This is a genomic window from Amycolatopsis orientalis DSM 43388 (genome assembly GCF_000411975.1).
Classification (GTDB): Bacteria; Actinomycetota; Actinomycetes; order Mycobacteriales; family Pseudonocardiaceae; genus Amycolatopsis; species Amycolatopsis orientalis_D.
The window spans coordinates 1-24905 of record NZ_ASXG01000046.1 but is presented as its reverse complement, the minus strand read 5'-3'; the positions used below and the strand labels follow the sequence as shown (position 1 = coordinate 24905).

The 24905-nt window shown below is 70.7% G+C and carries 26 protein-coding genes; 15 read left to right on the top strand and 11 right to left on the bottom strand.

Annotated features, from left to right (window positions below):
• Positions 1-587: 587 nt before the first annotated feature.
• From L942_RS08530 to L942_RS08510, 5 genes are all read left to right on the top strand, one after another.
• Entirely contained in the window at positions 588-5567 is a 4980-nt protein-coding gene (locus L942_RS08530) for an NAD-glutamate dehydrogenase (protein WP_037357249.1), read from the top strand.
• A complete protein-coding gene (locus L942_RS08525) occupies positions 5564-5986 on the top strand; it encodes an acyl-CoA thioesterase (protein ID WP_037357247.1) in 423 nt (140 codons plus the stop codon). The genes L942_RS08530 and L942_RS08525 overlap by 4 nt, the downstream gene beginning before the upstream one ends.
• Positions 5979-6614 (top strand): hypothetical protein, encoded by a 636-nt coding sequence (locus tag L942_RS08520; protein ID WP_037357245.1) that lies wholly within the window; start codon positions 5979-5981, stop codon positions 6612-6614. The genes L942_RS08525 and L942_RS08520 overlap by 8 nt, the downstream gene beginning before the upstream one ends.
• 45 nt (positions 6615-6659) lie before the next feature.
• On the top strand, positions 6660-6920 hold the full coding sequence (locus L942_RS08515; protein WP_037357243.1) for a hypothetical protein: 261 nt from the start codon (positions 6660-6662) through the stop codon (positions 6918-6920).
• A 268-nt stretch (positions 6921-7188) separates the two neighbouring features.
• Positions 7189-7638 carry a DUF6292 family protein gene (locus L942_RS08510; protein ID WP_235078965.1) on the top strand — a complete coding sequence of 150 codons (450 nt, stop codon included), beginning with the start codon at positions 7189-7191 and terminating at the stop codon, positions 7636-7638.
• 6 nt (positions 7639-7644) lie between these two features.
• On the opposite strand, the gene L942_RS08505 is transcribed toward L942_RS08510, so the two are convergent.
• Positions 7645-8541: an acyl-CoA desaturase gene (locus L942_RS08505; protein WP_037357241.1), complete on the bottom strand. Its 897-nt coding sequence runs from the start codon at positions 8539-8541 to the stop codon at positions 7645-7647.
• 390 nt (positions 8542-8931) lie between these two features.
• Positions 8932-9135 carry a cold-shock protein gene (locus L942_RS08500; RefSeq protein ID WP_037357239.1) on the bottom strand — a complete coding sequence of 68 codons (204 nt, stop codon included), beginning with the start codon at positions 9133-9135 and terminating at the stop codon, positions 8932-8934.
• 388 nt (positions 9136-9523) lie between these two features.
• Between L942_RS08500 and L942_RS08495 the strand changes: the two genes are divergently transcribed.
• Entirely contained in the window at positions 9524-9712 is a 189-nt protein-coding gene (locus tag L942_RS08495; protein WP_037357237.1) for a hypothetical protein, read from the top strand.
• Between the two features lie 288 nt (positions 9713-10000).
• On the opposite strand, the gene L942_RS08490 is transcribed toward L942_RS08495, so the two are convergent.
• Genes L942_RS08490 through L942_RS08480 form a run of 3 tightly spaced genes read right to left on the bottom strand, consistent with a single transcriptional unit; the run spans position 10001 to position 13018 of the window.
• On the bottom strand, positions 10001-11599 hold the full coding sequence (locus L942_RS08490) for a glycoside hydrolase family 13 protein (protein WP_051165797.1): 1599 nt from the start codon (positions 11597-11599) through the stop codon (positions 10001-10003).
• Positions 11599-11988 (bottom strand): globin, encoded by a 390-nt coding sequence (locus L942_RS08485; protein WP_369806064.1) that lies wholly within the window; start codon positions 11986-11988, stop codon positions 11599-11601. The genes L942_RS08490 and L942_RS08485 overlap by 1 nt, the downstream gene beginning before the upstream one ends.
• A gap of 28 nt (positions 11989-12016) precedes the next feature.
• On the bottom strand, positions 12017-13018 hold the full coding sequence (locus tag L942_RS08480) for a mechanosensitive ion channel family protein (RefSeq protein WP_051165796.1): 1002 nt from the start codon (positions 13016-13018) through the stop codon (positions 12017-12019).
• A gap of 411 nt (positions 13019-13429) precedes the next feature.
• Between L942_RS08480 and L942_RS08475 the strand changes: the two genes are divergently transcribed.
• Positions 13430-13882 carry an HNH endonuclease gene (locus L942_RS08475; RefSeq protein ID WP_050788293.1) on the top strand — a complete coding sequence of 151 codons (453 nt, stop codon included), beginning with the start codon at positions 13430-13432 and terminating at the stop codon, positions 13880-13882.
• A gap of 100 nt (positions 13883-13982) precedes the next feature.
• On the opposite strand, the gene L942_RS45280 is transcribed toward L942_RS08475, so the two are convergent.
• Positions 13983-14228, bottom strand: a complete 246-nt coding sequence (locus tag L942_RS45280; RefSeq protein ID WP_235078963.1) for a hypothetical protein — start codon at positions 14226-14228, stop codon at positions 13983-13985.
• A gap of 28 nt (positions 14229-14256) precedes the next feature.
• Here L942_RS45280 and L942_RS45275 point away from each other — a divergent pair, with 28 nt between their 5' ends.
• The 3 genes from L942_RS45275 to L942_RS08460 all read left to right on the top strand — a co-directional run bounded on the left by L942_RS45275 (position 14257) and on the right by L942_RS08460 (position 15454).
• On the top strand, positions 14257-14421 hold the full coding sequence (locus L942_RS45275; RefSeq protein ID WP_235078961.1) for a hypothetical protein: 165 nt from the start codon (positions 14257-14259) through the stop codon (positions 14419-14421).
• Positions 14422-14730: 309 nt separating this feature from the next.
• A complete protein-coding gene (gene ctaJ, locus L942_RS08465; RefSeq protein WP_037357229.1) occupies positions 14731-14985 on the top strand; it encodes an aa3-type cytochrome oxidase subunit CtaJ in 255 nt (84 codons plus the stop codon).
• Positions 14972-15454 (top strand): DUF5130 family protein, encoded by a 483-nt coding sequence (locus tag L942_RS08460; RefSeq protein ID WP_037357228.1) that lies wholly within the window; start codon positions 14972-14974, stop codon positions 15452-15454. Before ctaJ ends, L942_RS08460 begins: the two co-directional genes overlap by 14 nt.
• 478 nt (positions 15455-15932) lie before the next feature.
• On the opposite strand, the gene pepN is transcribed toward L942_RS08460, so the two are convergent.
• The gene (gene pepN / locus L942_RS08455; protein ID WP_037357402.1) at positions 15933-18500 is read right to left on the bottom strand and encodes an aminopeptidase N; all 2568 of its coding nucleotides are present in this window, start codon (positions 18498-18500) and stop codon (positions 15933-15935) included.
• A gap of 181 nt (positions 18501-18681) precedes the next feature.
• On the opposite strand from pepN, the gene L942_RS08450 reads away from it, so the two are divergent.
• The gene (locus tag L942_RS08450; protein ID WP_037357400.1) at positions 18682-19302 is read left to right on the top strand and encodes a mycothiol-dependent nitroreductase Rv2466c family protein; all 621 of its coding nucleotides are present in this window, start codon (positions 18682-18684) and stop codon (positions 19300-19302) included.
• A gap of 43 nt (positions 19303-19345) precedes the next feature.
• On the opposite strand, the gene L942_RS08445 is transcribed toward L942_RS08450, so the two are convergent.
• Positions 19346-20137 carry an MBL fold metallo-hydrolase gene (locus L942_RS08445; protein WP_037357226.1) on the bottom strand — a complete coding sequence of 264 codons (792 nt, stop codon included), beginning with the start codon at positions 20135-20137 and terminating at the stop codon, positions 19346-19348.
• Complete coding sequence (locus L942_RS08440) at positions 20134-20871, bottom strand: 2-phosphosulfolactate phosphatase (RefSeq protein ID WP_037357224.1); 738 nt, start codon at positions 20869-20871, stop codon at positions 20134-20136. Before L942_RS08440 ends, L942_RS08445 begins: the two co-directional genes overlap by 4 nt.
• A gap of 44 nt (positions 20872-20915) precedes the next feature.
• On the opposite strand from L942_RS08440, the gene L942_RS08435 reads away from it, so the two are divergent.
• The gene (locus tag L942_RS08435; protein ID WP_037357222.1) at positions 20916-21389 is read left to right on the top strand and encodes a ribose-5-phosphate isomerase; all 474 of its coding nucleotides are present in this window, start codon (positions 20916-20918) and stop codon (positions 21387-21389) included.
• Complete coding sequence (locus tag L942_RS08430) at positions 21389-22198, top strand: Fpg/Nei family DNA glycosylase (RefSeq protein ID WP_037357220.1); 810 nt, start codon at positions 21389-21391, stop codon at positions 22196-22198. The genes L942_RS08435 and L942_RS08430 overlap by 1 nt, the downstream gene beginning before the upstream one ends.
• Positions 22199-22303: 105 nt before the next feature.
• Here the strand turns inward: L942_RS08430 and L942_RS08425 are convergent, their stop codons facing one another.
• Positions 22304-23119: a hypothetical protein gene (locus L942_RS08425; RefSeq protein WP_037357218.1), complete on the bottom strand. Its 816-nt coding sequence runs from the start codon at positions 23117-23119 to the stop codon at positions 22304-22306.
• Positions 23120-23260: 141 nt separating this feature from the next.
• Between L942_RS08425 and L942_RS08420 the strand changes: the two genes are divergently transcribed.
• The gene (locus tag L942_RS08420; protein WP_037357216.1) at positions 23261-24136 is read left to right on the top strand and encodes a TIGR03619 family F420-dependent LLM class oxidoreductase; all 876 of its coding nucleotides are present in this window, start codon (positions 23261-23263) and stop codon (positions 24134-24136) included.
• A 1-nt stretch (position 24137) separates the two neighbouring features.
• The gene (locus L942_RS08415; protein ID WP_037357214.1) at positions 24138-24578 is read left to right on the top strand and encodes a nuclear transport factor 2 family protein; all 441 of its coding nucleotides are present in this window, start codon (positions 24138-24140) and stop codon (positions 24576-24578) included.
• Between the two features lie 102 nt (positions 24579-24680).
• On the opposite strand, the gene L942_RS45270 is transcribed toward L942_RS08415, so the two are convergent.
• A partial coding sequence (locus L942_RS45270; RefSeq protein ID WP_037357212.1) for a hypothetical protein occupies positions 24681-24905 on the bottom strand: 225 nt, incomplete at its 5' end.

The window sequence follows — 24905 nt, the reverse complement described above, 5'->3', positions numbered from 1 at the left end:
TCAGATTCCCTCGAGGAGTCCTTCACGGACCTTTTGCCGGAGGCTGCCACGCGGCCAGCGCTACAGGCGAATCGGCGGTTTCGGAGCTCCGGCGGCTCATCGCGTTTTCGCGCTGCGCCAAGCGCTTTCCTCATCGCTGGCCCGTCGCGGCCCAAGACCGTGCGGCACAACCCACCCGGCCCCGTGCCCCGCGAACACCCCTGCGGTTGCTCTTCCCAGCGCGCCCGCTCCGTCCTCCGCAACGGAAGAATTAGCCCGTCCGGGTGGGAATTCTCGCACGCGTCGGAGGCAACCTTTTCCGTTCTCGCCGCGGGCGATACGGGAGCTGAACCGATCCCGAAGCAGCCGCCGCGCCGGGAAAACCCCCGCTCCGGCCTCGTGCCAAGACTTTTGCCGAAAACCGCCCGGGCCGAACCCGTCGGTAGCTGAACCGATCCCGCCGGAGCGCGCCGCGGCGGACCCCGGAAACGAACCTTAAGTCTTTCCCCGCCGAGCACAGGGGCGCTCGAGGGCGGATTAGGGTGAGGGATGTCCGGCACGTTGTGGTGACGGACGCATCTCGGTCTCGCACACTGGAGAGTTGCTCAATGAGCTCGACGGGAGTCTCGTCCCCGCCCGATGTCGGCACCGAAGCCGGCGCCGCCCGCCGCACAGCCAGCCCGGAGCAGATCCGGGACGAGCTGATCGACACCGCCGCGGCGCAGGCGCCGGAGATCGCGGACCTGATCCGCTTGTACTACCGGCACATCCCGGCCGACGAGATCGTCGGCGACGATCCGGTAGCGCTCGTCGGCGCGGTGCGGTCGCACCTGCAGCTGGCGAAGCAGCGCATGCCCGGGCGCCCGGCGGTCCGGCTGCTGAACCCGACCACCGCCGAGGACGGCTGGACGCGCGACGCGACCGTCGTGCAGGTCGTCACCGACGACATGCCCTACCTCGTGGACAGCGTCACCGCGGAGTTCGCCCGCGACGGCGTGCAGGTGCAGCGCATCGTGCACCCGATCGTCGTGGTGAGCCGCGGCCTGACCGGCGAGCTGGAGGGCCTGCACCTCGACGCCGACCCGGCCGATCCGCCGGCTGGCGCGTCCGCGGAATCGTGGATGCTGGTGGAGATCGACCTCGTCACCGACCCGCAGCGGGCGCGCGAGCTGGACAACCGGCTGACGTCGGTGCTCGGCGACGTGCGCGAGGTCGTCGAGGACGCCGAGAAGATGGCGCAGACGGCCTGCTCGCTCGCGGAAACGCTGGAGCAGCACCCGCCGAAGCTGCCCAGCGACGACGAGGTCACCGAGGGCGCGCGCCTGCTGCGCTGGCTCGCCGACGGCCACTTCACCTTCCTCGGCTACCGCAAGTACGAGCTGGTCGACAGCCCGCAGCCGGACAGCGACGAGCCCGCCCTGCGCGCTGTTCTCGCGTCCGGGCTGGGCGTCCTGCGCCAGGACAGCCTCGCCGCGCGCAGCCTCACCGCGGGCCCGGACAGCTCGGTCGACGCGCTCGCGCCGTCGCTGCTCGTGCTCACCCAGGCCAGCGCGCCGAGCACGGTGCACCGTCCGGTTTATCCGTATTACGTCGGCGTGAAGACGTTCGACGAGAACGGCAAGGTCTCCGGCGAGCACCGCTTCCTCGGCATGTTCACCACCACCGCGCTGCACGAGAACGTGCTCGACATCCCGGTGGTCGGCCAGCGCGTGCGCGAGGTGATCCACCGCGCCGGGTTCCCGATGGAGTCGTTCTCCGGCCAGCGGATGCTGGAGGTCCTGCAGAACTGGCCGCGCGCGGACCTGTTCTCCGCGGACACCGATTCGCTCTTCTACACCACCACCGGCGCGATCACCCTGTCCGACCGCCGCCGGCTGCGGCTGTTCCTGCGCCGCGACCCGTACGGCCGCTTCTACTCCTGCCTCGTCTACCTCCCGCGCGACCGCTACACCACGCGCTCGCGGCTGGCGATGCAGGAAGTGCTGCTGGAAGAACTCGAAGGCACGCAGCTGGAGTACAGCGCGCGCGTCGGCGAAACGCTGCTGGCGCAGGTGCACTTCATGGTGCACACCGACCCGTCGAACGCCCTCGAGCCGGACACGCTGCGGATCCAGGAACGCCTGAACACCGTCGTGCGCAGCTGGGACGACCGGCTGGTCGAGGCGATCATCGCCGAACGCCGCGAGCGCGTCGGCGACGGCGGCCCGATCGGGATGATGGGCGAGGAGTCCGCGGTCGACCGGGGCCAGCGCTTCGGCGCGGTGTTCCCCGAGGCGTACAAGGAAGACTTCACCGCCGAGGACGCGCTGGCCGACCTGGCCAAGCTCGACACCCTCGCGGACGAGGGCGACCTCGCGCTGTCGTTCTACCTGCCCGCCGACGCCGAACCCGGCGAGCGGCGGTTCAAGCTCTACCTGCGCGGCGAAGGCGTCACCTTGTCCAAGGTGCTGCCGGTGCTGCAGGCGATGGGCGTCGAGGTGGTGGACGAGCGGCCGTACGAGCTGTTCCGCGAGGACGGCGGGGCCAGCTGGATCTACGACTTCGGCTTGCGCGTCGACAAGAAGGGCCTCGAAGAAGCCGACGAGGCGGCGGCGGTCGAGGTGCGCGAGCGGTTCCAGGACGCGTTCCACGCGGCGTGGCGCGGCGACGCCGAGGTCGACGGCCTCAACGGGCTCGTCCTGCGCGCCGGGCTCACCTGGCGCCAGGCCGCGGTGCTGCGGGCCTACTCGCGTTACCTGCAGCAGGCGCGCAGCCCGTTCTCCCAGTCCTACATCCAGAACACGGTCGTCAAGCACACCGAGGTCGCGACGAAACTGGTGCGGCTCTTCGAAACCCGCTGCGACCCGCAACTGTCCGATGTGGACCGGAAGACGCACGAGGAATCGCTGACCGCCGAGATCTCCTCGATGGTCGACGAGGTCACGAGCCTCGACGAGGACCGGATCCTGCGCCGGATGCTCGCGGTCATCAACGCGACCCTGCGCACGAACTACCACGTGCGCGACGCTGACGGGAACCCGCGGCCGTACCTGGCGCTCAAGCTCGACCCGAGCGGCGTGCCGGAGCTGCCCGAGCCGCACCCGAAGTACGAGATCTTCGTGTACTCGCCGCGCGTCGAGGGCGTGCACCTGCGGTTCGGCGAGGTCGCCCGCGGCGGCCTGCGCTGGTCGGACCGGCAGGAGGACTTCCGCACCGAGATCCTCGGCCTGGTCAAGGCGCAGGCGGTGAAGAACGCGGTGATCGTGCCGGTCGGCGCGAAGGGCGGCTTCGTGGTGAAGCGCCCGCCGCGGCCCACCGGCGACGCCGGGGTCGACCGCGACGCCCAGCTCGCCGAGGGCATCTCCTGCTACCGGATGTTCATTTCCGGCCTGCTGGACCTCACCGACAACCGCGTCGAGGGCGAGACTGTGCCGGCGCCGGACGTGGTGCGCCACGACGCCGACGACAGCTACCTGGTCGTCGCGGCGGACAAGGGCACCGCGAAGTTCTCCGACATCGCCAACGAAGTCTCGGCGCAGTACGGCTTCTGGCTCGGCGACGCGTTCGCCTCCGGCGGTTCGGTCGGCTACGACCACAAGGCCATGGGCATCACCGCCAAGGGCGCGTGGGAAAGCGTGAAGCGGCACTTCCGCGAGCTGGGCAAGGACACCCAGACCGAGGACTTCACGGTCGTCGGCATCGGCGACATGATGGGCGACGTCTTCGGCAACGGGATGCTGCTGTCCGAGCACATCCGGCTGGTCGCGGCGTTCAACCACATGCACGTCTTCCTCGACCCGAACCCGGACGCCGCGTCGTCCTACGCGGAGCGGCGGCGGCTGTTCGACCTGCCGCGCAGTTCCTGGGACGACTACGACCGTTCGCTGATCAGCGAGGGCGGCGGGATCTACCCGCGGTCGGCCAAGACCATCCCGATCACCCCGCAGGTCCGCGAGGCGCTCGGCCTCGACGAGGGCGTCACCAAGCTCGCGCCGATGGACCTGATCCAGGCGATCCTGCTGGCCCCGGTCGAACTGCTGTGGAACGGCGGCATCGGCACCTACGTCAAGGCCGAGAGCGAAAGCCAGGCCGCGGCGGGCGACAAGGCCAACGACGCGATCCGCGTCAACGGCAACCAGCTGCGCGTGAAGGTCGTCGGCGAGGGCGGCAACCTGGGCCTGACCCAGCTCGGCCGCATCGAATTCGCCCGCGCCGGCGGCAAGATCAACACCGACGCGCTCGACAACTCGGCCGGCGTCGACTGCTCCGACCACGAGGTCAACATCAAGATCCTGCTGGACCACCTGGTGGCGGGCGGCGAGCTGGAGCACGCGCGGCGCAACGAGCTGCTCGGCGAGATGACCGACGAGGTCGGCTCGCTCGTGCTCGCGGACAACTACCGGCAGAACGCGGTGCTCGGCGTCAGCCGGGCGCACGCCGGGCCGATGGTGTCGGTGCACGCGCGGCAGGTGTCCGCGCTGGTCGCGAAGGGCGCGTTCGACCGCAAGCTGGAGGCGCTGCCGACCCCGTCGCAGTTCCGCGCGCTGGAGAAGGCGGGCGAGGGCCTGACCTCGCCGGAGCTGGCGACGCTGCTCGCGCACGTGAAGCTCGACCTCAAGGACGAGCTGCTGGACTCCGACCTGCCCGAGTCCGAGGTGTTCACCCGCAGGCTGCCGGAGTACTTCCCGGCCCCGCTGCGGGAGCGGTTCGCCGCGGCGATCGCGCAGCACCCGCTGCGCCGCCAGATCATCACCACGCTCATCACCAACGAGCTGGTCGACGGCGGCGGCATCTCGTTCGTCTACCGCCTGATGGAGGAGATGAACGCGACGGCCACCGACGCGGTGCGCGCGTACGCGGTGGTCACGCACGTCTACGACCTGCCGAAGCTGTGGGCCGAGATCGACGCGCTGGACAACGTGGTGCCGACCGAAGTCGCGGACGGGATGGTGCTGGAGACGCGGCGGCTGCTCGACCGGGCCGCGCGCTGGTTCCTCACCAACCGTCCGCAGCCGCTCGCGCCGCTGGCCGAGATCAACCGGTTCGGCCCGGTGCTCGCGGAACTCGGCCCGAAGCTCGGCGAGCTGCTGCGCGGGCGCGAGCTGGAGTCGGTGGAGCAGGACGCGGCCGCGCTGGTCGACCAGGGCGTGCCCGCCGATCTCGCCCGCCGGGTGGCGCTGCTGCTGCACAGCTACGGCCTGCTCGACGTGGTCGAGGTGGCGGAGCTGGCCGAGCAGCAGGTCGGCCTCGACGCGACGCACACCCCGGCGGACACCGCCGAGCTGTACTACGCGCTGTCGGATCACCTGGACATCGACAAGATGCTCACCGAGATCAGCGCGCTGGAACGCGGCAACCGCTGGCACGCCCTCGCCCGGCTCTCGCTGCGCGACGACGTGTACGGTTCCCTGCGCGCGATCGCGCTCGACGCACTGCGGCACAGCGACCAGGACCTGTCCGTCGACGAGCAGATCGCGCAATGGGAGAAGGCCAACGCGTCGCGGCTTTCGCGGGCGCGCGTGGCGCTGGACGAGATCACCCGTTCCGGGCGGCTCGACCTCGCGACGCTGTCCGTGGCCGCGCGCCAGATCCGGAGCACGGTGCGGTGACATTCGTTTCCCACGTCCAGCCGCGATGGTCGGACATGGACGTGTTCGGGCACGTCAACCACGCCAACGTGGTGACGCTGCTCGAAGAGGCCCGGGTTCCCGTGCTGTTCGGCGAAGCCGAGCGCGCGGGCCTTACCGAACTGCCGAAGGGCGTCGTGGTCGTGAAGCTCGCGGTGCATTACCGCGCGCCGATCGTCGCGGCGCCCGGCCGCTCGGTGCGCGTGGAGATCACGCTCACCGAGCTGAAGGCCGCAACGGTGACGCTCGGGTACGTCGTGCGAACCGGCCCGGAGGCGACCGATCCGGTCGCGGTCACCGCGGAGACCGTGCTCGCCCCGTACGACACGGTCCGGCTCCGGCCCCGCCGGCTGAGCGACGAGGAATCCGAATTCCTCAAGCGGGTGCTGGCCGATGCCTGAGCTGCGGATTCCCGATCCGGACGACCGGGAGACGCTCAGCGCGTTCGTCGCCCGCGCGGTGCGGCTGGACGGCACGACCGCCGTCCGGCTGCGCCGCCGGGGCGACGACGTCGTCGAGGCGTGGACGGCCACGCCGTTCGAGGTCCTCGCGACCCGTGCGGTAGCCGGGACGGTGACCCCGGCGGACGTCACGGTGTCCGGCAACGAGCTGCTCGCGGCGCTCGCCGTCGCCGGCGGCGAGGTGATGGACCCGGGTCCGGCGCGCGACCTGCTGTGGCATGCCGAGCTCCCGGTCTCGGACCGGTGGCAGAAGGTCGACGAGCTGCCGGTCGGCGTCGTCTCGGAGCTCGCTGACCGCGGCGTCGCGCTCGCCCGCGACAACGCCGGTCCGCACGGCACGCCGCCGGCTTCGCTGATGGACCAGGCGGTGCTGACCGTCACCGGGGGAGACCTCGAGGTCAAGGTCCAGATGCGGTGCCTGTTCGCGCTGTCCGGGATGGGGTTGTTCGACTCGTCGATCGACGGCGACGTGGTCCGCGTGACCGCCACCGATTCGTGGCTGCGCCTCGACGCCCGCTACGGCGCGGTGCTGAAGCGGCGCCAAGCGTTGCTGCCGCTGGTGTTTTGAGCCGATCCGCTGGCGGCGCCGTCCGGCGAGTGCCATCGTGAACGGATGACCGAACCCGACGGCGACCCGACTGCGGATTTCCTCGCCGAAGTCCGGGCCGAGGAGACGCCGTGGCGCACCGACCGGCCCGCGGACGCCGTTCCCGAGCCGGAAATCGCGCCGGGGCCCGGCCGGGCCCGGTCGGTGGTGCGCGCGGTGGGCGAGGCCGCGCCGTACGTGCAGGCGGGATTGCTCGCCGCGTGGGTGGCCACGTCGATCGCGGAGTCGGCGGACGGCGGCCAGGCGGGGGATCTCGGCGGCGGATAGCCGCCTGTCTACATTGGACTTTTTGTCGGCTGCACCGCCACGTCGAGCGCGGATTTCGCCGACGGCGACGGGCGAACGCGCGATTTCCGCGGCGGCTGACCGGGTTGATCCGGGCCACGGGGCTTGCCTGAGCGGGTAGAGTCGGAGTCCGGTCCAGCTGCCGGATGCCCGATCCGGTGCGGCCCCGATCATCGCGACCGCCGGTCTTCGCGCGATGCGACAACCCCGGTTTCCGTGCGAAGCGGTACGGCGGCGGAAGAGGAGACCCATGCTCCTGTCCGGTCCGGAACGCCCGATGTCCCTGCCCGCCGCCGACGATCCGCAGGTGTTGCGGCGAGCCTTGGCCGATTACGTGCGCGAGGTCGCCGCCGCGGTCGGGGTGTCGGCGGAATGCACGTCCTGCGAGGTCGCCGACACGGTCACCGCGTACGTCGCGCTGAGCGGGCGCTCGCCGCGGTTTCCCGGCCGGGACCTGATGCTGGTGTGGAGCGTGCGGCAGGGCTGGACGGTCGCGGTGGAGACGACGCCCGCGGAAGCCTCGCAGGTGGTGGCCCATCTGGGCGGCGACATCACGCCCGCGCCGGAGCGGGTGCGCCAGTTCGTCACCGAGGTTTCGGGATCGGCCGAGCAGGCCGCGAACCCGGGTCCGGTGCTGGCGGTGTCCAGCCACGGCGACCTGCGGACCCGGCTCGAGGAGGCGCGGGTCCGCAGGTCCTGAAGCCGCTCAGGCGGCCTTGAGCTTGCGGGCGAGGCGTTCGGCCCGGGGCCAGCGCACGTGCGAGGCCCAGCGGAACTTCTCGAACATCCAGATCAGCCGCGCGGAGATGTCGAGCTGGCCGCGGCCGACGCCGTGCCGGGCCCCGGTCGGGTCGGCGTGGTGCGAGTTGTGCCAGGACTCGCCGAAGGACGCGATCGCCAGCGGCCAGAAGTTCGCCGAACGGTCGCGCGCCTCGAACGGGCGCTCGCCGATGAGGTGGCACAGCGAGTTGACCGACCAGGTCACGTGGTGCAGCGCGGCGACCCGGACCAGCCCGGCCCAGAAGAACGCGGTCAGCGCGCCCCACCAGCTCATCGTGGCCAGCCCGCCGATGAGCGCGGGCAGCAGCAGCGTCACGGCGGTCAGCACCGGGAACAGCCGGTCGATCCGCTTGAGGTCGGCGTCGTCGAGCAGGTCCGGGGCGAACCGGCGCGGGTTGGTCCGGTCGCGGCCGAACAGCCAGCCCATGTGCGCGTGCCAGAAGCCCTTCGCGAGCGCGGCGGGCGACGTGCCGAAGCGCCACGGCGAATGCGGGTCGCCGTCACGGTCGGAGTACGCGTGGTGGCGGCGGTGGTCGGCGACCCAGTCGATCACCGGTCCCTGCATGGCCATGCTGCCCGCGACGGCGAGCGCGATCCGCAGCCCGCGGCGGGCGCGGAACGAGCCGTGGGTGAAGTACCGGTGGAAGCCTACGGTGATGCCGAGGCCGCTGATGCAGTAGAACGCGAGGGTGAGGCCGACGTCCAGCCAGCTCAGCCCCCAGCCCCAGGCCAGCGGCACCGCGGCGGCGACCGCGAGGAGGGGGACGACGGCGAAGAGCTTCACCAGGAAGGCCTCGGTGCCGCTCTTGCGCCCGGCGAGCATGGGCTGCGGCGATTTCGGGGGACGCTGAAGGGTGCTCTGGGTGTCGATGAGTAAGGCTCCTACTCGAGCTGGTCCGGCCGCCGCGCTCTGCGGGGCCGAGGCCGGTGCCGCGACGCGCACCGGGGCGGAGGGGGCCGCCTCGGGGATGCGCCGTGCGTTGCGAACTGACCGGGCAGGGGAGGGCCGTGCGGCCAGTCGCGACCTGCCCTGGTCAACGGGCGATCTCGCGTCCGGGTTCCCGGAACGCGGAAAACCTTGTGCGCCCGGGGGAATTCACCGGGGCACACCGGGATGCCGAGCAGTTTCGGCTGCCGTGGGCGGAAAAGTCCGCTTCGGCGCGGGTCCCCTGGTGCGAAAAGCCTTCCGCACCAGGGGAAACACCGGGGAAACTCAGATGGCGCGAACGCCGGTGGCCTGCGGGCCCTTCTGGCCCTGGCCCACCTCGAACTCCACGCGCGCGTTCTCCTCAAGGCTGCGGAACCCGTTGCCCTGGATCTCGGAGTAGTGCACGAAGACGTCGGAGCTGCCGTCGTCCGGGCTGATGAACCCGAAACCCTTTTCGGCGTTGAACCACTTCACGGTGCCTTGCGTCATAAAAACGATCTCCATCGGACTCACAACGGATGCCACCTCGGCATCCGGGCCGGGCAACCGACGGAGTGCCTTCCGGAAAGAGAAACACCACGCCCGCTACATCTTGCGAGCGTGGCTGCGGGACGTACCCACCGCACGAACACAAAACACGACCGCCGTCAGTAAAGCACGCCCGGGCCGGTCCCACCAGGGCCGTCGCCCGATGGGTCCACTGTGGACGCGGCGACGCGCGCGGGCGCGACGGGCTCGCGGGCAGGCCGGGGGCGGGGAGTAGCGTCAGGGGCGTCGAGAAGTCTCATCGTGCGCCGGCGTTCGAGCCGGCGTCGCCTCGGCGGGTCCGCCTGACGCGGCTCCGCCGGCGGCCCCTTCCACCTCGACGAGGAGCGACATGCGCTCGGAACGACGTCCGCTGTCCGCCGAAACCAGTGAATTCGCCCGTGCCCGGGTGTCCGCCGAACAGGACCTGCGCGTCCAGCAGGAGCACGCTGTCCGCACCGTCGCCGGGCACGCGCACGACGTGGACGACCTGCGGGGATTGCTCGCGATGCTCGGGCTGGAGGCGGGTGCCCGCGTCTGAGCCTGGTGGGCCGCTGGGCGGAGGTCGCTGCTGGTGTAGAGGGCTTTCGGGAACGGCTGATGGCCGGCTCGGGCGCTGACCGCCTGGGTTGCGGTGGCCGAGTGCGGAGGCGCGTGCTGCTCGGGCTGGCGGCGGGTGGCCGCGGCCGAGCCTATCCGGCCGCCGGGCGGAGGTCGCTGCAGGTCCGGAGTGTCTTCGGGGCGGTTCGATCGCTGTGCTCGGGTGCTCACCGCATGGGTTGCGGTGGCCGAGCCCGGAGGCGTGTGCCGCTCGGCCCGACGGCAGGCGCTAGTCCCGGACCGGCCCGAGCCAGGCGGCCGAATCCGGGGCGAGCCTGCCGTCGACCAGCGGGCTGCTGGTGAGCAACACTTCGCCCGGCGGCAGGACGATTGAGCTGGCCGAGGTGTTCAGCGCGCAGATCAGGCCGCCCTTGCCGCGGCGGAAAGCGAAGCAGCCGGCGGGCGCGCCGTACCACTGCAGTTCGTCGCCGCCGCGGAATGCCGGGTGGTGCTTCCGCAGCTCTACCGCGCGCCGGTACAGCGACAGGGTCGATTCCGGGTCCTCGAGCTGCCGTTCCACGGTGAGCGACGCCCAGTCCGCGGGCATCGGCAGCCAGGTCTGCGCGGTGCGCGAAAAACCGTACGGCGGCAGCGTGCCCTCCCACGGCAGCGGCACCCGCTCGGCGTCGCGGCTGAACTCCGGGCCCTGCGAGCGGGCACGCGGGTCGGCCATCGCTTCGGGCGGCAGGTCGGCGTTCGGCAGCCCCAGCTCCTCGCCCTGGTACAGGTAGACCGCACCGGGCAGGGCGAGTTCCACCAGCGCCATCGCGCGCGCCCGGCGGAGCCCGGTCTCGCCGCCGCCGTAGCGGCTCACCGCGCGCCAGACGTCGTGGTTGGACAGCGTCCAGGCCGCCGGGGCACCCGCCGAACGCGGCACCGCCAGCGAACGCTCGATCGAGGTGCGCATCGCGTCCGCGTCGAAATGGGTGAGCACGAGGCGGAAGTTGAACGCGAGGTGCAGCTCGTCCGGCCGCAGGTAGCGCGCCAGCCGCTCTTCGTCCTGCACCCAGATCTCGCCGACGGCCATCGCGTCCGGGTACTCGTCGAGCACCTTGCGGATCAGCTGGTGCACCTCGTGCACGCCGTCGTCGTCGAAGCGCGGATCGCCGTGCGCGCCGCCGTGCGCGGGCGTGTCCGGGTCCATGTCGGGCAGTCCGGCGGGCTTGGCCATCCCGTGCGCGACGTCGATCCGGAACCCGTCCACGCCCCGGTCGAGCCAGAACCGAAGCGTGCGCTCCAGATCGGCGCGAACATCGGGGTTGGCCCAGTTCAGGTCCGGCTGCTGCGGCGCGAACAGGTGCAGGTACCACTGCCCGTCCGGCACCCGCGTCCACGCCGGCCCGCCGAACACGCTGACCCAGTTGTTCGGCGGCTCGGTCCCGCCGGGCCCGCGGCCGTCGCGGAAGTGGTAGCGGTCCCGTTCCGGGCTGCCCGGCCCGGCGGCCAGCGCGGACTTGAACCACGCGTGCTGGTTGCTCGTGTGGTTCGGCACCACGTCCACGGTGACCCGGATGCCGCGCCGGTGCGCCTCGGTGAGCAGCACGTCGAAGTCGCCGAGGGTGCCGAACATCGGGTCGACGCCGCGCGGATCGGCCACGTCGTAGCCGTGGTCGGCCATCGGCGAGGGGTAGAACGGCGTCAGCCACAGCGCGTCGACGCCCAGCAGCTCCAGGTAGCCGAGCTTGCTGCGGATGCCCTCGAGATCGCCGATGCCGTCCTCGCCCGAATCGGCGAAGGACCGCACGTAGATCTCGTAGAACACCGCGTCCGACCACCACGACGGCCGCGGAAGGCGCTCCGGCCGCCGTCCCGCGACCCTGCGTCTCATCAGACGAAACTGTTCATCATGCTGTGCGCGGCCATTTCCAGGTACGCCCACAGCTGGCTGAGGTACGGCTCGGGGAGGTTCTCCTCGTCGATCGCGATCCGGATGCAGCGCAGCCACGCGTCGCGTTCGATCGGGCCGATCTTGAACGGCGCGTGCCGCATCCGCAGCCGCGGGTGGCCGCGCTGGTCGGAGTAGGTGTGCGGACCGCCCCAGTACTGGATGAGGAACAGCCGGAACCGTTCCTCCGCCGGGCCGAGGTCCTCCTCCGGGTAGAGCGGGCGCAGCACCTCGTCGCGGGCCACTTCCTCGTAGAACCGCTTGATGATCCGGCGGAAGGTCGGTTCGCCGCCCACCGCCTCGTACAGGTTCGCCGGTTCCGGCTCGCTCACTGTCGACACCCTTCCATCTTGCCCTGCCTCAGCTCCGCTGCGCGCCCGCCTGCTTGTCCTGCATCGACGAAAGCAACCGGCCGAGCGGCGGTTCGAAACCGGCCTCCTCCAGCGCGCCGAGCAGCTGCCCGCGCAGCTTCCGCTGCACCGCCCACTGCTTGCCCGGTCGCACCTTCACCGTCAGGCGCAACACGATTCCCTCCGGCGTGACCTGTTCGACGCCGAGCATCTCCGGCGGCTCCAGCACGTTCACCGAAAGCGCGTCCGATTCGACCGCCTTCGTGGCCGCTTCGCTCAGCACATCGGTGGCCTTGTCGACGTCCGCGGAGTAGCTGAGCGGGACGTCCACCACGGCGTAGGCGAAGCCCTGGCTGGAGTTGCCGACGCGGAGCACCTCGCCGTTGCGGACGTACCAGACGGTGCCCTTGAGGTCGCGCAGCGTGGTGATGCGCAGGCCGACCGCCTCGACGGTGCCGCTCGCCTCGCCGATGTCCACGACGTCGCCGACGCCGTACTGGTCCTCGATCATCATGAACATCCCGGAAAGGAAGTCCTTGACCAGATTCTGCGCGCCGAACCCGAGCGCGACGCCGACGATCCCGGCCGACGCGATGATCGGGCCCAGGTTGATGCCCAGTTCGCCCAGCACGAGGATGAACGCGAGGCCGTAGATCAGGAACGTGGCCATCGACTTCAGCACCGAGCCGATCGTCTTCGCGCGCTGCCTGCGCCGCTCCACCACGGCGGTGCCGAGCATGTCCGGCGCGCGTTCGCGCAGCGGTCTCAACAGCGCCGGGATCTTGCCGTTCCCTCCCGAGGCCGGCAGCGTGGTGACCCGGTCGATCACCCGCTTCGTGAGATAGCGCACCACGAACGCGATGAGCAGGATCATGATGATCTTCAGCGGCTTCGTCAGGAGCCAGCCCGCCGACGCGGCGAGCCACTCGTTGTGCGTGACCGAATAGACCTGGGCGCACCACGACCCGGTCTCGGAGATGCAGCTGGGCGGAGCGCTGAGCACGGCATTCACTGGCTGAGGAAGTCCCTTCTTGCGTGGTTGTCCCGGCGGCGCGCAGGAGGCCGCGGGGTGGCCGCCGGGTCGCGGGTATGTGACACGTCACAGAACACGCGTGCGCCGGGGCCCTGATGTGTGGTCGACTATGCCTGCACCGGTGGAGGTGGTCGAGTGCCAGACCGACAACCCGTCCCCCTCGGCGGAGCCGGCCAAGCCATGGCCGAGCAGCCGCCGGAGGCGATCCTGCGTGCCTGCCCGGGAGGGTCCGCATCCGGCGGCTCCGTCCCGTCCGGGCCGGGGACCCGTCCAGGGGGAGCATCCCGTCCGCCCGGACAGCGTAGAGCCCGCGATCCGGTCGCCCCGGCGTGGGGGCGGCGCCGGGTCCTCCTGCTCAACGCCACTTTCGAGCCGCTGACCGCGGTGCCGATGCGGCGCGCGGTGGTGCTCGTCATGTGCGGCAAGGCGGAGGTCGTCCACGGCGATCCGGGCGGTGTGGAACTGCACGCCGCGACGGTGTCGCTGCCCGTGCCCTCGGTGATCCGGCTCAGCACGTACGTGCGGGTGCCCTACCGGGCGCAGGTGCCGCTCACCCGGGCCGGGCTGATGCACCGCGACCGGCACCGCTGCGCCTACTGCGGCGGGCGCGCCGAGACCATCGACCACGTCGTCCCGCGCAGCAAGGGCGGCCCGCACAGCTGGACCAACTGCGTCGCCTGCTGCGCGAAGTGCAACCACCGCAAGGCCGACCGGCTCCTGTCGGAGATCGGCTGGCGATTGCGCGTGGTGCCGCGCGCCCCGCACGGCCCGCACTGGCGGCTGCTGGCGCATTCCAAAGAGGCCGACCCGCTGTGGCGGCCGTATCTCGGGTCGGCGGCCTAGCCGGGCGTCCCCGGAGACGTCGGCGCCCCGGCTGCCGGTGCGGCGGCCGGGGCGAGCCGATGGAGCGTGCTCGACGTCTCTGGTCCGGTGCTGCCTGCGCTCAGGCGGCGAGGCGGTAGTCGGCCTGGCAGGTGACTCGCGTGCCCATGGTGACCCGGGTGCCGCGCGTCACGCGGGTGCCGCGGGTGACCCGGGTGCCCATGGTGACGCGGGTGCCCATCGTGACCCGCGTGCCGCGGGTGACCCGGGTCCCGCGCGTGACGCGGGTGCCCATCGTGACGCGAGTTCCGGCCGTGACGCGGGTCCCGCGGGTGACGCGGGTACCCCGGGTGACTCGAGTTCCCATGGTGACCCGGGTACCCATTGTCACGCGCGTGCCCGCGGTGACCCGGGTGCCGCGGGTGACCCGGGTGCCGCGGGTGACCCGGGTGCCGCGGGTGACCCGAGTGCCCCGCGTAACCCTGGTGCCGGACGTGACCCGCGTTCCGGGCACGAATCCGGTCTCGCTGGGTGACGAAATGGTCTCGGTGATCGCCTGAGCGGGGGGCTGGACGCTCTGCATGAGGTGTCCTCCTGGGACCGGTGCGTGACGGGCTGGGGCTGGGGAGGCGGGCGCAAGGCCCGTACAGGTGAAAAAGCTACGAGGATTTCAGGGTTCGGACAAGCGGGTATCGCCCGGTACGGCCGCCTGTACGGCGAGTTGCCATCTTTCGGCCCGCAGCCCTTCGCCCCAACGTTCCAGCGGGGGCGGGCCAAGCGGCGGACGGCGCCTCAGCGGCGACGAACGGTCGCCCCCGGTCGCCGGTGTCGCGCGGTGGCTGCCGGAGGCATCCGATACGCTCACCGGCGTGAACGTTGTCGAGACGATCCTGGTCTACGCGGTCATCCCCGGGGCCATTTACTTCGTGGTCGGCGCCGCGACCTTGCGGAAGAAGTTCTCGGGGACGCCGCGGTACCGGCCGGGGCAGCCGTGGGAGTACCCCGCGATGTGGTGGACCGCCAACCCGGACGGCGTAGGAGCCGGCCACGCATCGGCGGTTGACGTGAATGCGGCGCCCGCGGGCGCTTCGACGGCCGCAGGAGGCGCTCGTGGCAAGTGGTGAAGTGACCCAGACGGCGGTCGCGGAAAAGGACCTGGCGTTCGGCGAGGTCATCACCAACAGCGGCCGGCTGTCCGCGGCGAAAATGTACGAGCCCGCCGCGCCGACGAGCCCGTTCACGGTGCAGCAGCTCGCCCGCCTGGACGAGGCCCTGACCTTCGCGACGCGCGAGAGCGGCCTCGACTTCAGCATCTACCTGGGCGACCTGGGCGAAGACACCCGCGCCGGCGCGGAAGCGCTGCACGCCGCCACCGACAACCCGTCGAACGCGGTGCTGATCGGCGTTTCCCCCGCCCAGCGCGCGATCGAGATCGTCACCGGCGAACGCTCGCACGCCCGCCTGCCCGACCGGGGCGCGAACCTGGCCGTGGCGAGCATGGTGGCGTCCTTCAAGGAAGGCGACCTGACCGGCGGCCTGGTCAACGCCCTGCGCATGCTGAGCGACCAAGCGGGCCCCGCCCCGAAGCACTAGCCTCCCGACGTTTCAAGAGCCGGTACGCGAAGGCGTACCGGCTCTTTTATGTTCCGCGCCAGGACGTTTCGTGAGGGCCACCTTCACGAACCCTGATTCCCCCAGGGTTCCCCTCACGACCGGCACCCGTCCGTGAGGGGCCCATTCACGGACTTAGATTCCCTCAAGGAGCCCTTCACGACCCGCCGCCCGCCGGGCGCGCACCCAATGCCGCATTGAGCGCGCCCCACGCACCGAACGCCACCTTGGGGCGCAAGCCCCACCCCACCCCCGAACCGCACCCACTGCACCCAACGATCGAGGCACCCAGCCCCCGCCCTGCACCCCGATACGAAGCCTCTCTGCGGTCTGAGGGTGGTTGTCAAGGCACGCTTTCCCGCCTTGACAACCACCCTCAGACCGTCAGCACAATCAAGCTTCGGGGTGCCCCACGCCACCCCCAACTGCAATGTCGCCGCCAGGCGACGAGCCGAAGAACCTAAGCCTGACTGTCGAAATCCCGAGCAGCCAACGCCCGGACAATCCCGGCCCGCCCCTCAGACACCAGCCGCCGCAAAGCAGCCGGATGCTCCCCGGCAAGCCACTCGTCCGACGCGTTCACCGTCTCCGCCTCAACCGCCCAAGACGGATACAACCCGATCGCCGTAGGCTGCGCCCGCTCGCTGGACCGCCTAGCCCACACGTCGTCGATCACCTCGAAGTACCGCTCGACATACTCCCCGAGCAAGTGCTTCTGTCCCGGATGCGAGAACCCGGAGATCAACGCGTCACTGACCGCGTTCGGAATCTCGTCGTCGTAAATCGCCCGCTGCCAGGTGTCCGCCTTGGCCTCCGCAGTCGGCTGCAACGCCCGAGACCGCTCCGCGTGCCGTCGCCCGGCCGCGGTGTCGTCCCGCTCCTGCTCCGCGTTGATCTCTTCCGAGCCGGCCTTGCCGTGCGCCACCAGCGCCTGCAGCAGCCGCCACCGCAGATCCGTGTCCACCGTCAGCCCGGGCAACGGCGCGGACCCGTCCAGCCATCCGGCGATCTCGGTCAGGATCTCGTCGCTCAGCACGCCACCGGCCAGCGAGTTCACGAACGCCAGCTGGTGGTCCGATCCGGCCTCCGCGGTCCGGGCCAGCTCCAGCAGCCGGCCGCTGAACGAGGGCCAGCCCTCCTCGGCCGCCCACTTCTGGTCGGCGTAGGAGTTGAGCGCGGTCTGCGCCTGCAGCAGCAGCCGCTGCACCACGCCGACCTCGCTCTCCGCGTGAATCCCGCGCGCCACCAGCGTGACGAAGTCGCGGGCCTTCAGCTCGGCCTCGCGCGTCATCTCCCACGCGGCCGACCAGCACAGCGTGCGCGGCAGCGATTCGGTGATGTCGCCGATCCGGTCGATCAGCGTGGTCAGCGACGCCGGGTCCAGCCGCATCCGGCAGTAGGTCAGGTCGTCGTCGTTGACCAGCACGAGCTTGCCCGCGGGCTGGCCGACCAGGTCCGGCACCTCGGTGCGCTCGCCGGTGACGTCCAGCTCGACGCGACGGGTGCGGACGATCTTGCCGTCGCCGTCCTCGTCGTACACGCCGACCGCGACGCGGTGCGTGCGCAGTTCGCCCGCGCCCGGCTTCGCGCCGGTCTGCACGACGGCGAACGACGAGAAGGTGCCGTCCGAGCCGACCTCGTAGCGCGGGCTCAGCGAGTTGAGGCCGGTGGTCTCCAGCCACTCCGCGCTCCACCACGACAGGTCGCGGCCGGACGCTTCTTCCAGCGCCGCAAGCAGATCCGCGAGCGTGGCATTGCCCCACGCGTGCTTGCCGAAGTACACCTTGAGGCCGTCGAGGAAGTGCTCGATGCCCACGTAGGACACCAGCTGCTTCAGCACGCTCGCGCCCTTGGCGTAGGTGATGCCGTCGAAGTTGACCTCGACCGCGTGCAGGTCGACGATGTCGGCCGCGATCGGGTGCGTCGAGGGCAGCTGGTCCTGGCGGTAGGCCCAGGACTTCTCGATGTTCGCGAAGCTGGTCCAGGCGTTCTTGTACTCGGTCGCCTCGGCCTGGGCGAACACGCTCGCGAAGGTCGCGAACGACTCGTTCAGCCACAGGTCGTCCCACCAGCGCATGGTGACCAGGTCGCCGAACCACATGTGCGCCATCTCGTGCAGCAGCGTCTCGGCGCGCCGCTCGTAGGCGTAGCGGGTGACGCGGCTGCGGAAGACGTAGTCCTCGAGGAAGGTGACCGCGCCGGCGTTCTCCATCGCGCCCGCGTTGAACTCCGGCACGAACAGCTGGTCGTACTTGGAGAACGGGTACGGGGTGCCGAATTTCTCGTGGTAGAAGGCGAAACCCTGTTTGGTTTCGGCGAACAGCCGTTCGGCGTCCATGTGCTCGGCGAGCGACGCGCGGCAGTAGATGCCGAGCGGGATGGTGCGGTGCTCGTCGCGGAACTCGTCGGTCCATTCCGCGTACGGGCCGGCGATGAGCGCCACGAGGTAGGTCGAGATGCGCTCGGATTCGGCGAACTGCGTGCGGCGCGCGCCGTCCTCGGTGTCCTCGGCGCTTTCGACGAGCGCGTTGGAGACGACCTTCCAGTCGCGCGGGGCGTGCACCGCGAGCCGGTAGACGGACTTGAGGTCCGGCTGGTCGAAGCAGGCGAACATGCGCTTCGCGTCGGCGGTCTCGAACTGGGTGTAGAGGTAGACGCCGTCGTCGACCGGGTCGACGAACCGGTGCAGGCCCTCGCCGGTGTTCATGTAGCGGCAGTCCGCGGTGACGACGAGTTCGTTCTCCGCGGCGAGGCCGGGCAGCTCGATGCCCTTTTCCTCGGTGTAGCCGCTGACGTCGAGCTCGGCGCCGTTGAGCACGGCGGAGCGGACCCCTTCGGCGACGAGGTCGATCCACGACGTTTCGCCGGGGCGGCTGCTGGAGAACCGCACCGTGGTGGTGGAGCGGAAGGTCTTCTCCCCGGGACGGCCGCTGCCGTCGGTGAGGTCCAGCTCGATGTCGTAGGACGACACGTCCAGCAGGCCGGAGCGCTGCTTGGCTTCGTCACGCGTCAGGTTGGGGGCGGGCACGGGCACCTCTGGTCTTCGGTTCCGGTTGGCACGACGTTCAGCATCCAATCATGACGGGGGCGGAAGCGGCGACCAGGGAACAATGCGGAGGGCTCCCCGCGTTGCCTCGCAGTGCGGGGGTTTCGCCCCGCCCTCCGGCACCGCGCCGGGGAGCAGCCGCGCCGAGGAGCCCGTGAAAAAGATGACTGACTCGTCCCAGCCGACCAAGGTCGACTTCTACTTCGACCCGATCTGCCCGTTCGCGTGGATCTCGTCGCGGTGGATCCTGGAAGTCGAGAAGCACCGCGAGCTGGACCTGACCTTCCGCGTGATGAGCCTTTCGGTGCTGAACGAAGGCCGCGAAGACCTGCCCGAGCGGTACAAGGCGCTGCTGAGCGAGGGCTGGGCGCCGGTCCGCGTCGCGACCGCGCTGGCGCAGACCCAGGGCCAGCAAGCGGTGCGCGACTTCTACACCGAGTTCGGCACCCGCTACCACAACCAGCACAACGAGGACCGCAAGCTCGTCATCAAGGAGGCGCTGGCGGCGATCGACGCCCTCGCCGAACTCGCCGAGGCGGGCGAATCGACCGAGTACGACGAGGCGCTGCGCAAGAGCCACCACGAGGGCATGGACCCGGTCGGCATGGATGTCGGCACGCCGACCATCCACGTCAACGGGACCGCGTTCTTCGGCCCGGTGCTGTCGTCGATCCCGCGCGGCGAGGACGCGCTGAAGGTGTTCGACGGCGCGGTCGCGCTGGCGAGCTACCCGGACTTCTTCGAGCTGAAGCGCACCCGGACCGGGGACCTGAACTTCGACTGATGTGGTCGTGAGTGTTTACGCCGGTTCTAACCGGCGTAAACACTCACGAGAACCCGAGCGCCGCCCTGGTGACGTCCTCCGGGTACGGCGAGTCCCGCAACGCTTCCTCGAGCGACGCCCCGGCTGTCTTCAGCTCGTGCAGCCGCAGCAGGCCGTCGCGATGGGTGCGCACGAATTCTTCGTCCACCGGGTCGCCGTGGCCGGGTACGACGATGCGCGGTTTCAGGGCGAGCAGCGCGTCCATCGCCGCGGCCCACGCGTCGAGCTGGTCGTCCGGACCGAACGAGTACGCGGTGAAGCCGTGCGGGCCGTGTTCCACGACGTCTCCGGCGAAAACGACGTCCGCGTCCGGTATGTGCACCAGCAGGTCGTGATCGGTGTGCGCGACGCCGGGGTGCACGAACGCGACGGTGCGGCCGCCGAGGTCGAGTTCGGCGCGGTCGGCTACCAGGCGGTCGGGCGGCATGGGCCCGGTGCGCTCGATGGCGTCGGCGATCTCCGGCTTGCCCTCTTCGCGGTAATGCGCGGTCCAGGTTCGTTTGTCGGCTTCGCCGTTCTTCAGCAGGGCCCGCAGGCAGCCGGGGTGCGCCCAGACGTCGCACGGCAGGAACGGCGTGGTGCCGAAGGCGTGGTCGAAATGCGCGTGCGTGTAGACGACCGACCACGGCAGTTCGGTCAGCTCGCGGACCGCGGCGGCGAATTCGGCGCCCTGGTCGACGTCGCCGCGGGTGTCGATCACCAGGCACCTCTCCTGGCCGAGCACCAAGCCGGTCGTGAGGTCCAGCTCGTCGTACCGGCGGGCGAAAACCCCGTCGGCCACCTCGGTCCAGCTCATTGCCCCTCCAGGATCCCTCGCGACAGCGTCGCCACGCTATCGCTGACGTCCTGCAGGGCGGCGAGAACGACGTCGTTCCGGTGGCCGGTCGCGGCGAGTTCCCGCCCGGAGGTGCAGGCGTGCAGCGCGGCCGGGACGTCGGTGGCGGCGTAGGCAGCCGCCGCGAGCGCGGCTTCGGCGGACCGGGAGCCGGTCAGCGCGCTGACGATCGCGCCCGCGCCCAGCTGGTCCTCGACGCACGGCCGGAGCGGACCGGACTCCGCACCTTCGCCGAACAGGTCGACGCCCCAGCGTTCCCCGGCGGGTATGACGCCGATCGGCCGGCCGTCGGCAATTTCCTCGGCTTTCGCCGCGGTCGCCGACGCATTCCGCAGGCAACCGGCCAAGACGTGCGCGCCGGTTTTCGCCGCGGCCGCGCAGAGCGTCGCGCCGTTGGGGGAGGGGAGGGCGAGCAGCGTGCCGGACGGGATCTCCGTCACAGAAGACGGCCGGAGCGTCCATTCCTCTTCCCCGGCGACCACTGCTCCGGCTCCGCGCGCCTCGGCGATCCCGCGTTCGTCCCGCCACCGCACCGGCAGCACACGCCCGCCGCGGCGGACGACGAGATCCGTTGTGGTGCTGAAGGAAAGCACGTCCACGATGATCAGCACGGCGCATTCGCGGCCGAGCACCGCGACGCCTTCGCCGCCCCATTCGAGCCGGATGTCCGTGCCGTGCTGCGTCGCGAGGTCCACCCCCGGAGCATGCCGGGTCGGCGGCGAGATGGCACACTCCCGCTGTGCGTGTCTACTTGGGATCCGACCATGCCGGTTTCGAGCTGAAGAACCACCTTGTCCGCCACCTCGGCGAACAGGGGCACGAGGTGACCGACATCGGTCCGTTCGTCTACGACGCGGCCGACGACTACCCGGCGTTCTGCGTCGAAACCGCGCGCCGCGTCGCCGCCGACGAGGGCAGCCTCGGAATCGTCATCGGCGGGTCCGGCAACGGCGAGCAGATCGCCGCGAACAAGGTGCCGGGCATCCGCGCCGGGCTCGGCTGGAGCGTCGAAACCGCGCAGCTGACCCGGCAGCACAACCACGCCCAGGTGCTCGGCGTCGGCGCCCGGATGCACACGCAGGAGCAGGCGACCGAGATCGTCGAGGCGTTCCTCGCCGCGGAGCCGGACCCGGACGAGCGCCACGTGCGGCGGGTGCGGCAGCTGCTCGACTACGAGCGCACCGGCACCCCGCCCGCCCTGCCGGAGGCCTGATGCCCGAGGGGCACACGCTCCATCGGCTGGCCCGTCTCCACCAACGCCGCTACGCCGGCGGACCGGTCGCGGTGAGCAGTCCGCAAGGCCGGTTCGCCGCGGAGGCGGCCAAACTCGACGGGCAGGTGTTCGTTTCCGCCGAGGCGTACGGGAAACACCTGTTCCACCACTACGGTCCTTTGGGGACAGTCCATGTCCACTTAGGTCTGTACGGCACCTTCGGCGAAGCACCGCTGCCCGAGGCCGAGCCGGTCGGCCAGGTGCGGATGCGGCTGGCCGGCCGCACCCACTGGACCGACCTGCGCGGTCCGACCCGGTGCGAACTGCTGGACCCGGCCCAGGTCGACGCGATCAAAGCCCGGCTGGGCCCGGACCCGCTGCGCCGCGACGCCAAGCCGGACCGGGCGTGGGAGCGGATCTCGCGCTCTCGCACGACGATCGCCGCGTTGCTGATGGATCAGGCGGTGCTGGCCGGGGTCGGCAACGTTTATCGTGCGGAAGTGCTGTTCCGGCATGGGGTTTCGCCGATGCTGCCCGGACGTTCGCTCGATCGGGCGTTGTGGGACGCGATGTGGGCGGACCTGGTGACCTTGATGCGCGCCGGGGTCCGGGTCGGGCGGATCGACACTGTCGCGCCGGAACATTTGCCCGCGGCGATGGGCCGGGCGCCCCGCGAGGATCGGCATGGCGGCGAGGTTTACGTGTACCGGCGGGCCGGGATGCCGTGTTTGATTTGCGGGACACCGGTGGCGCAGAAGGAATTGGCGGCGCGGAATCTTTATTGGTGTCCTGCCTGCCAGCCTGCTTGAGCCGAGTCCCCGGGTTCCCTTGACTGGGTCACAGTCGCTGACCGCGGGGCGGAGATGCGAAGGCCCCGCGGCGAACCTGCCACGGGGCCTTCACGGTGTCAGCGGTCAGAAGTCGAAACCGCCGCCGTCAAACCCTCCGCCGTCGAAGCCGCCTCCGTCGAATCCGCCGCCGTCGAAACCGCCGAAGTCCTGGCTTCCGTCGAATCCGCCGCCGTCAAAGCCTCCGCCGTCGAAACCGCCGTCCATGCCGCCCGCGTCCAGGGCGTCCGCCTGGCCCGCGTCGTAGCCGGATTCCCAGGCCGACGCGCTGGCGATGCCGCTCATGCCGGAGAACATGGCGCTGAACAGGAACATCGAGCCCAGGCCCCACGCGCCGGCCACCAGGGCGGGCTTCCACCACGGTTCGCTGTACCAGCCCTGCGGCACCGGGCGTCCGGCGACGCGGCCGCCGGGGTAGTAGTACGGCGTGTCCTGGCCCGGTTCGGGCGACGCGGCGTAGCGCTGGCCCTCGACGTCCACCTCGCGGTGTTCGGTGACCTTGCCCGCGCGTTCGCGCTCGGCCTCGTCCGGCAGCGCCGGGCCGGGGTCCATGCCCATCGCCACGCGCGCGGCCCGCACGTAGTACAGGCCTTCGACGGCGGTTTCCTTCACCAGCCGGGCCTGTTCGACCGTCTTGGCCTGCTCCAGCTGCGAACCGGCGGCGTTGTAGCGCTCGCTCGCGTCCGCCATCGCCTGCTGGGAGGCGGTGTCGGTGCCGGTGAGGTTGAGGACCTGGCCGCCGAGGCGTTCGACGAGGCGGCGCGCGTCGGCTTTCGCGTCGTCGAGCTGGCTCTGTCTGGTCGCGGCTTGCTTCCTGGACAGGTACAACCCGCCTCCGACGATGACGACGACCAGCACGATCAGGAGGATCGCGGTGCCCATGGGTCACTCCGTGTCTCGATCTGACGCGACGGCCGGGCAGCCGTCCCTGAAACGGACAACGCGGACTGTGCGCGGAGAGTTCCCGGGGCGCCTCCGTTCGGGCGGTGGCCGACAAAACTAGAACACGTTATAGTCCGCGGCATGAAGTTCTCCTTGTCGATCGCGATGAGCCCGCTCGACCAGCTCGGCGGGCTGGCCCGCGCCGCCGAGGAGGCCGGGTTCTCCTCGATCGTGCTGCCCGATTCGCTCTTCTACTCCGAGAAAGTGTCCGCCGACTATCCCTACACCCCCGACGGCAGCCGGTTCTGGGACGAGGACACGCCGTGGGCCGATCCGCTGGTCGCGACCGCCTCGATGGGCGCGGTGACCGAACGGATCCAGTTCTACACGTCGGTGCTGAAACTCGGCTCGCGCAATCCGGTGCTGCTCGCCCGGCAGGTCAACTCGGTCGCCGCGCTGACCGGCGGGCGGTTCGGCCTCGGGCTGGGAATCGGCTGGTCGCCGGAGGAATTCGAATGGTGCGGCGCGCCGTACGCGCGGCGCGGCAAACGGTTCGACGAGGCGATCGAGGTGCTGCGGCTCATCCTCAGCGGCGACATGGTCGAGTTCCACGGCGAATTCTTCGACTTCGACAAGCTCAAGATGAGCCCGCCGCCGCCCTCCCGGATCCCGTTCTACATCGGCGGGCACACCGACGTCGCGCTGCGCCGGGCCGCGCGCGTCGCGGACGGCTGGTCGTCGGCGATGATGACGCTCGACCAGCTGCGCGAGACCATCGGCAAGCTCAAGGGCTTGCTCGCCGAGCGCGGGCGCGCCGGCGACCCGTTCGAGTTCCAGGCGGTGTGCGTCGACCGGTTCGGGCTCGACGGGTTCCGCGAACAGGCCGAGGCGGGCGTCACCGACGCGATCACCATGCCGTGGGCGTTCGAGGGGCACGGATTCGACGCGGACCTCGGCCCGAAGGTCGACGCGATCCGCAAGTTCGGCGACGAGATCATCGCGAAAATCGAGGAGTGACATGGGAGTCGAGGTCTGCTGGGACCCCGCGGCGAAGCAGCCGCCCGCGCGGGAGGCCGCGTTCAAGTCGATGACGGCGGCGACCGCCGGGGACAAGGACGCGTGGCTCGCGCTGTTCGCCCCGGACGCGGTCGTCGAGGACCCGGTCGGCCCGTCGATGTTCGACGAGGAGGGCAAGGGCCACCATGGCCGCGACGGCCTTTCCGCCTTCTGGGACAAGACGATCGGCAACGTCGAGAAGTTCGAGTTCGTGATCCGCGATTCGCACGCGGCGGGTTCGGAGGTCGCGAACGTCGGCACCATCACGACGTATTTGCCCGGCGGCTACCGCGTCGACACCGACGGAGTGTTCGTCTACCGGGTGAACGAGGACGGGCTGGTCGTTTCGATGCGTGCGTTCTGGGAGACCGAACGGGCGATGGCGACCGCACGGCAGGTCTGACGTCAGGTCGCGGTCGCTTCGGCGAGAACGGCGGCAGCCGGGCAGTCCCTCGCCGAAGATCCGGTGCTGCCTTCGATACCCGCGTTCGGTGAGCCGGGCCAGTCAATCCACCCGCACCTCAGCATCTTCAGCCACCCGTGGCGCGCGGGCGACCAACACCGTCATCAGCAACCCGCACCCGGTCAGGCCCGCCGCGACGAGGTAGATGGAGCGTGGGCCGGCAGCCGAGTCGGTGAGGAGGCCGCCGAGCAGGCCTGCGCACGCGGCGTCTAGGGCGTGTCTGACAAAGCTTTGGTCCAGGTGATCACGGCGTGCAGCACGACCGCC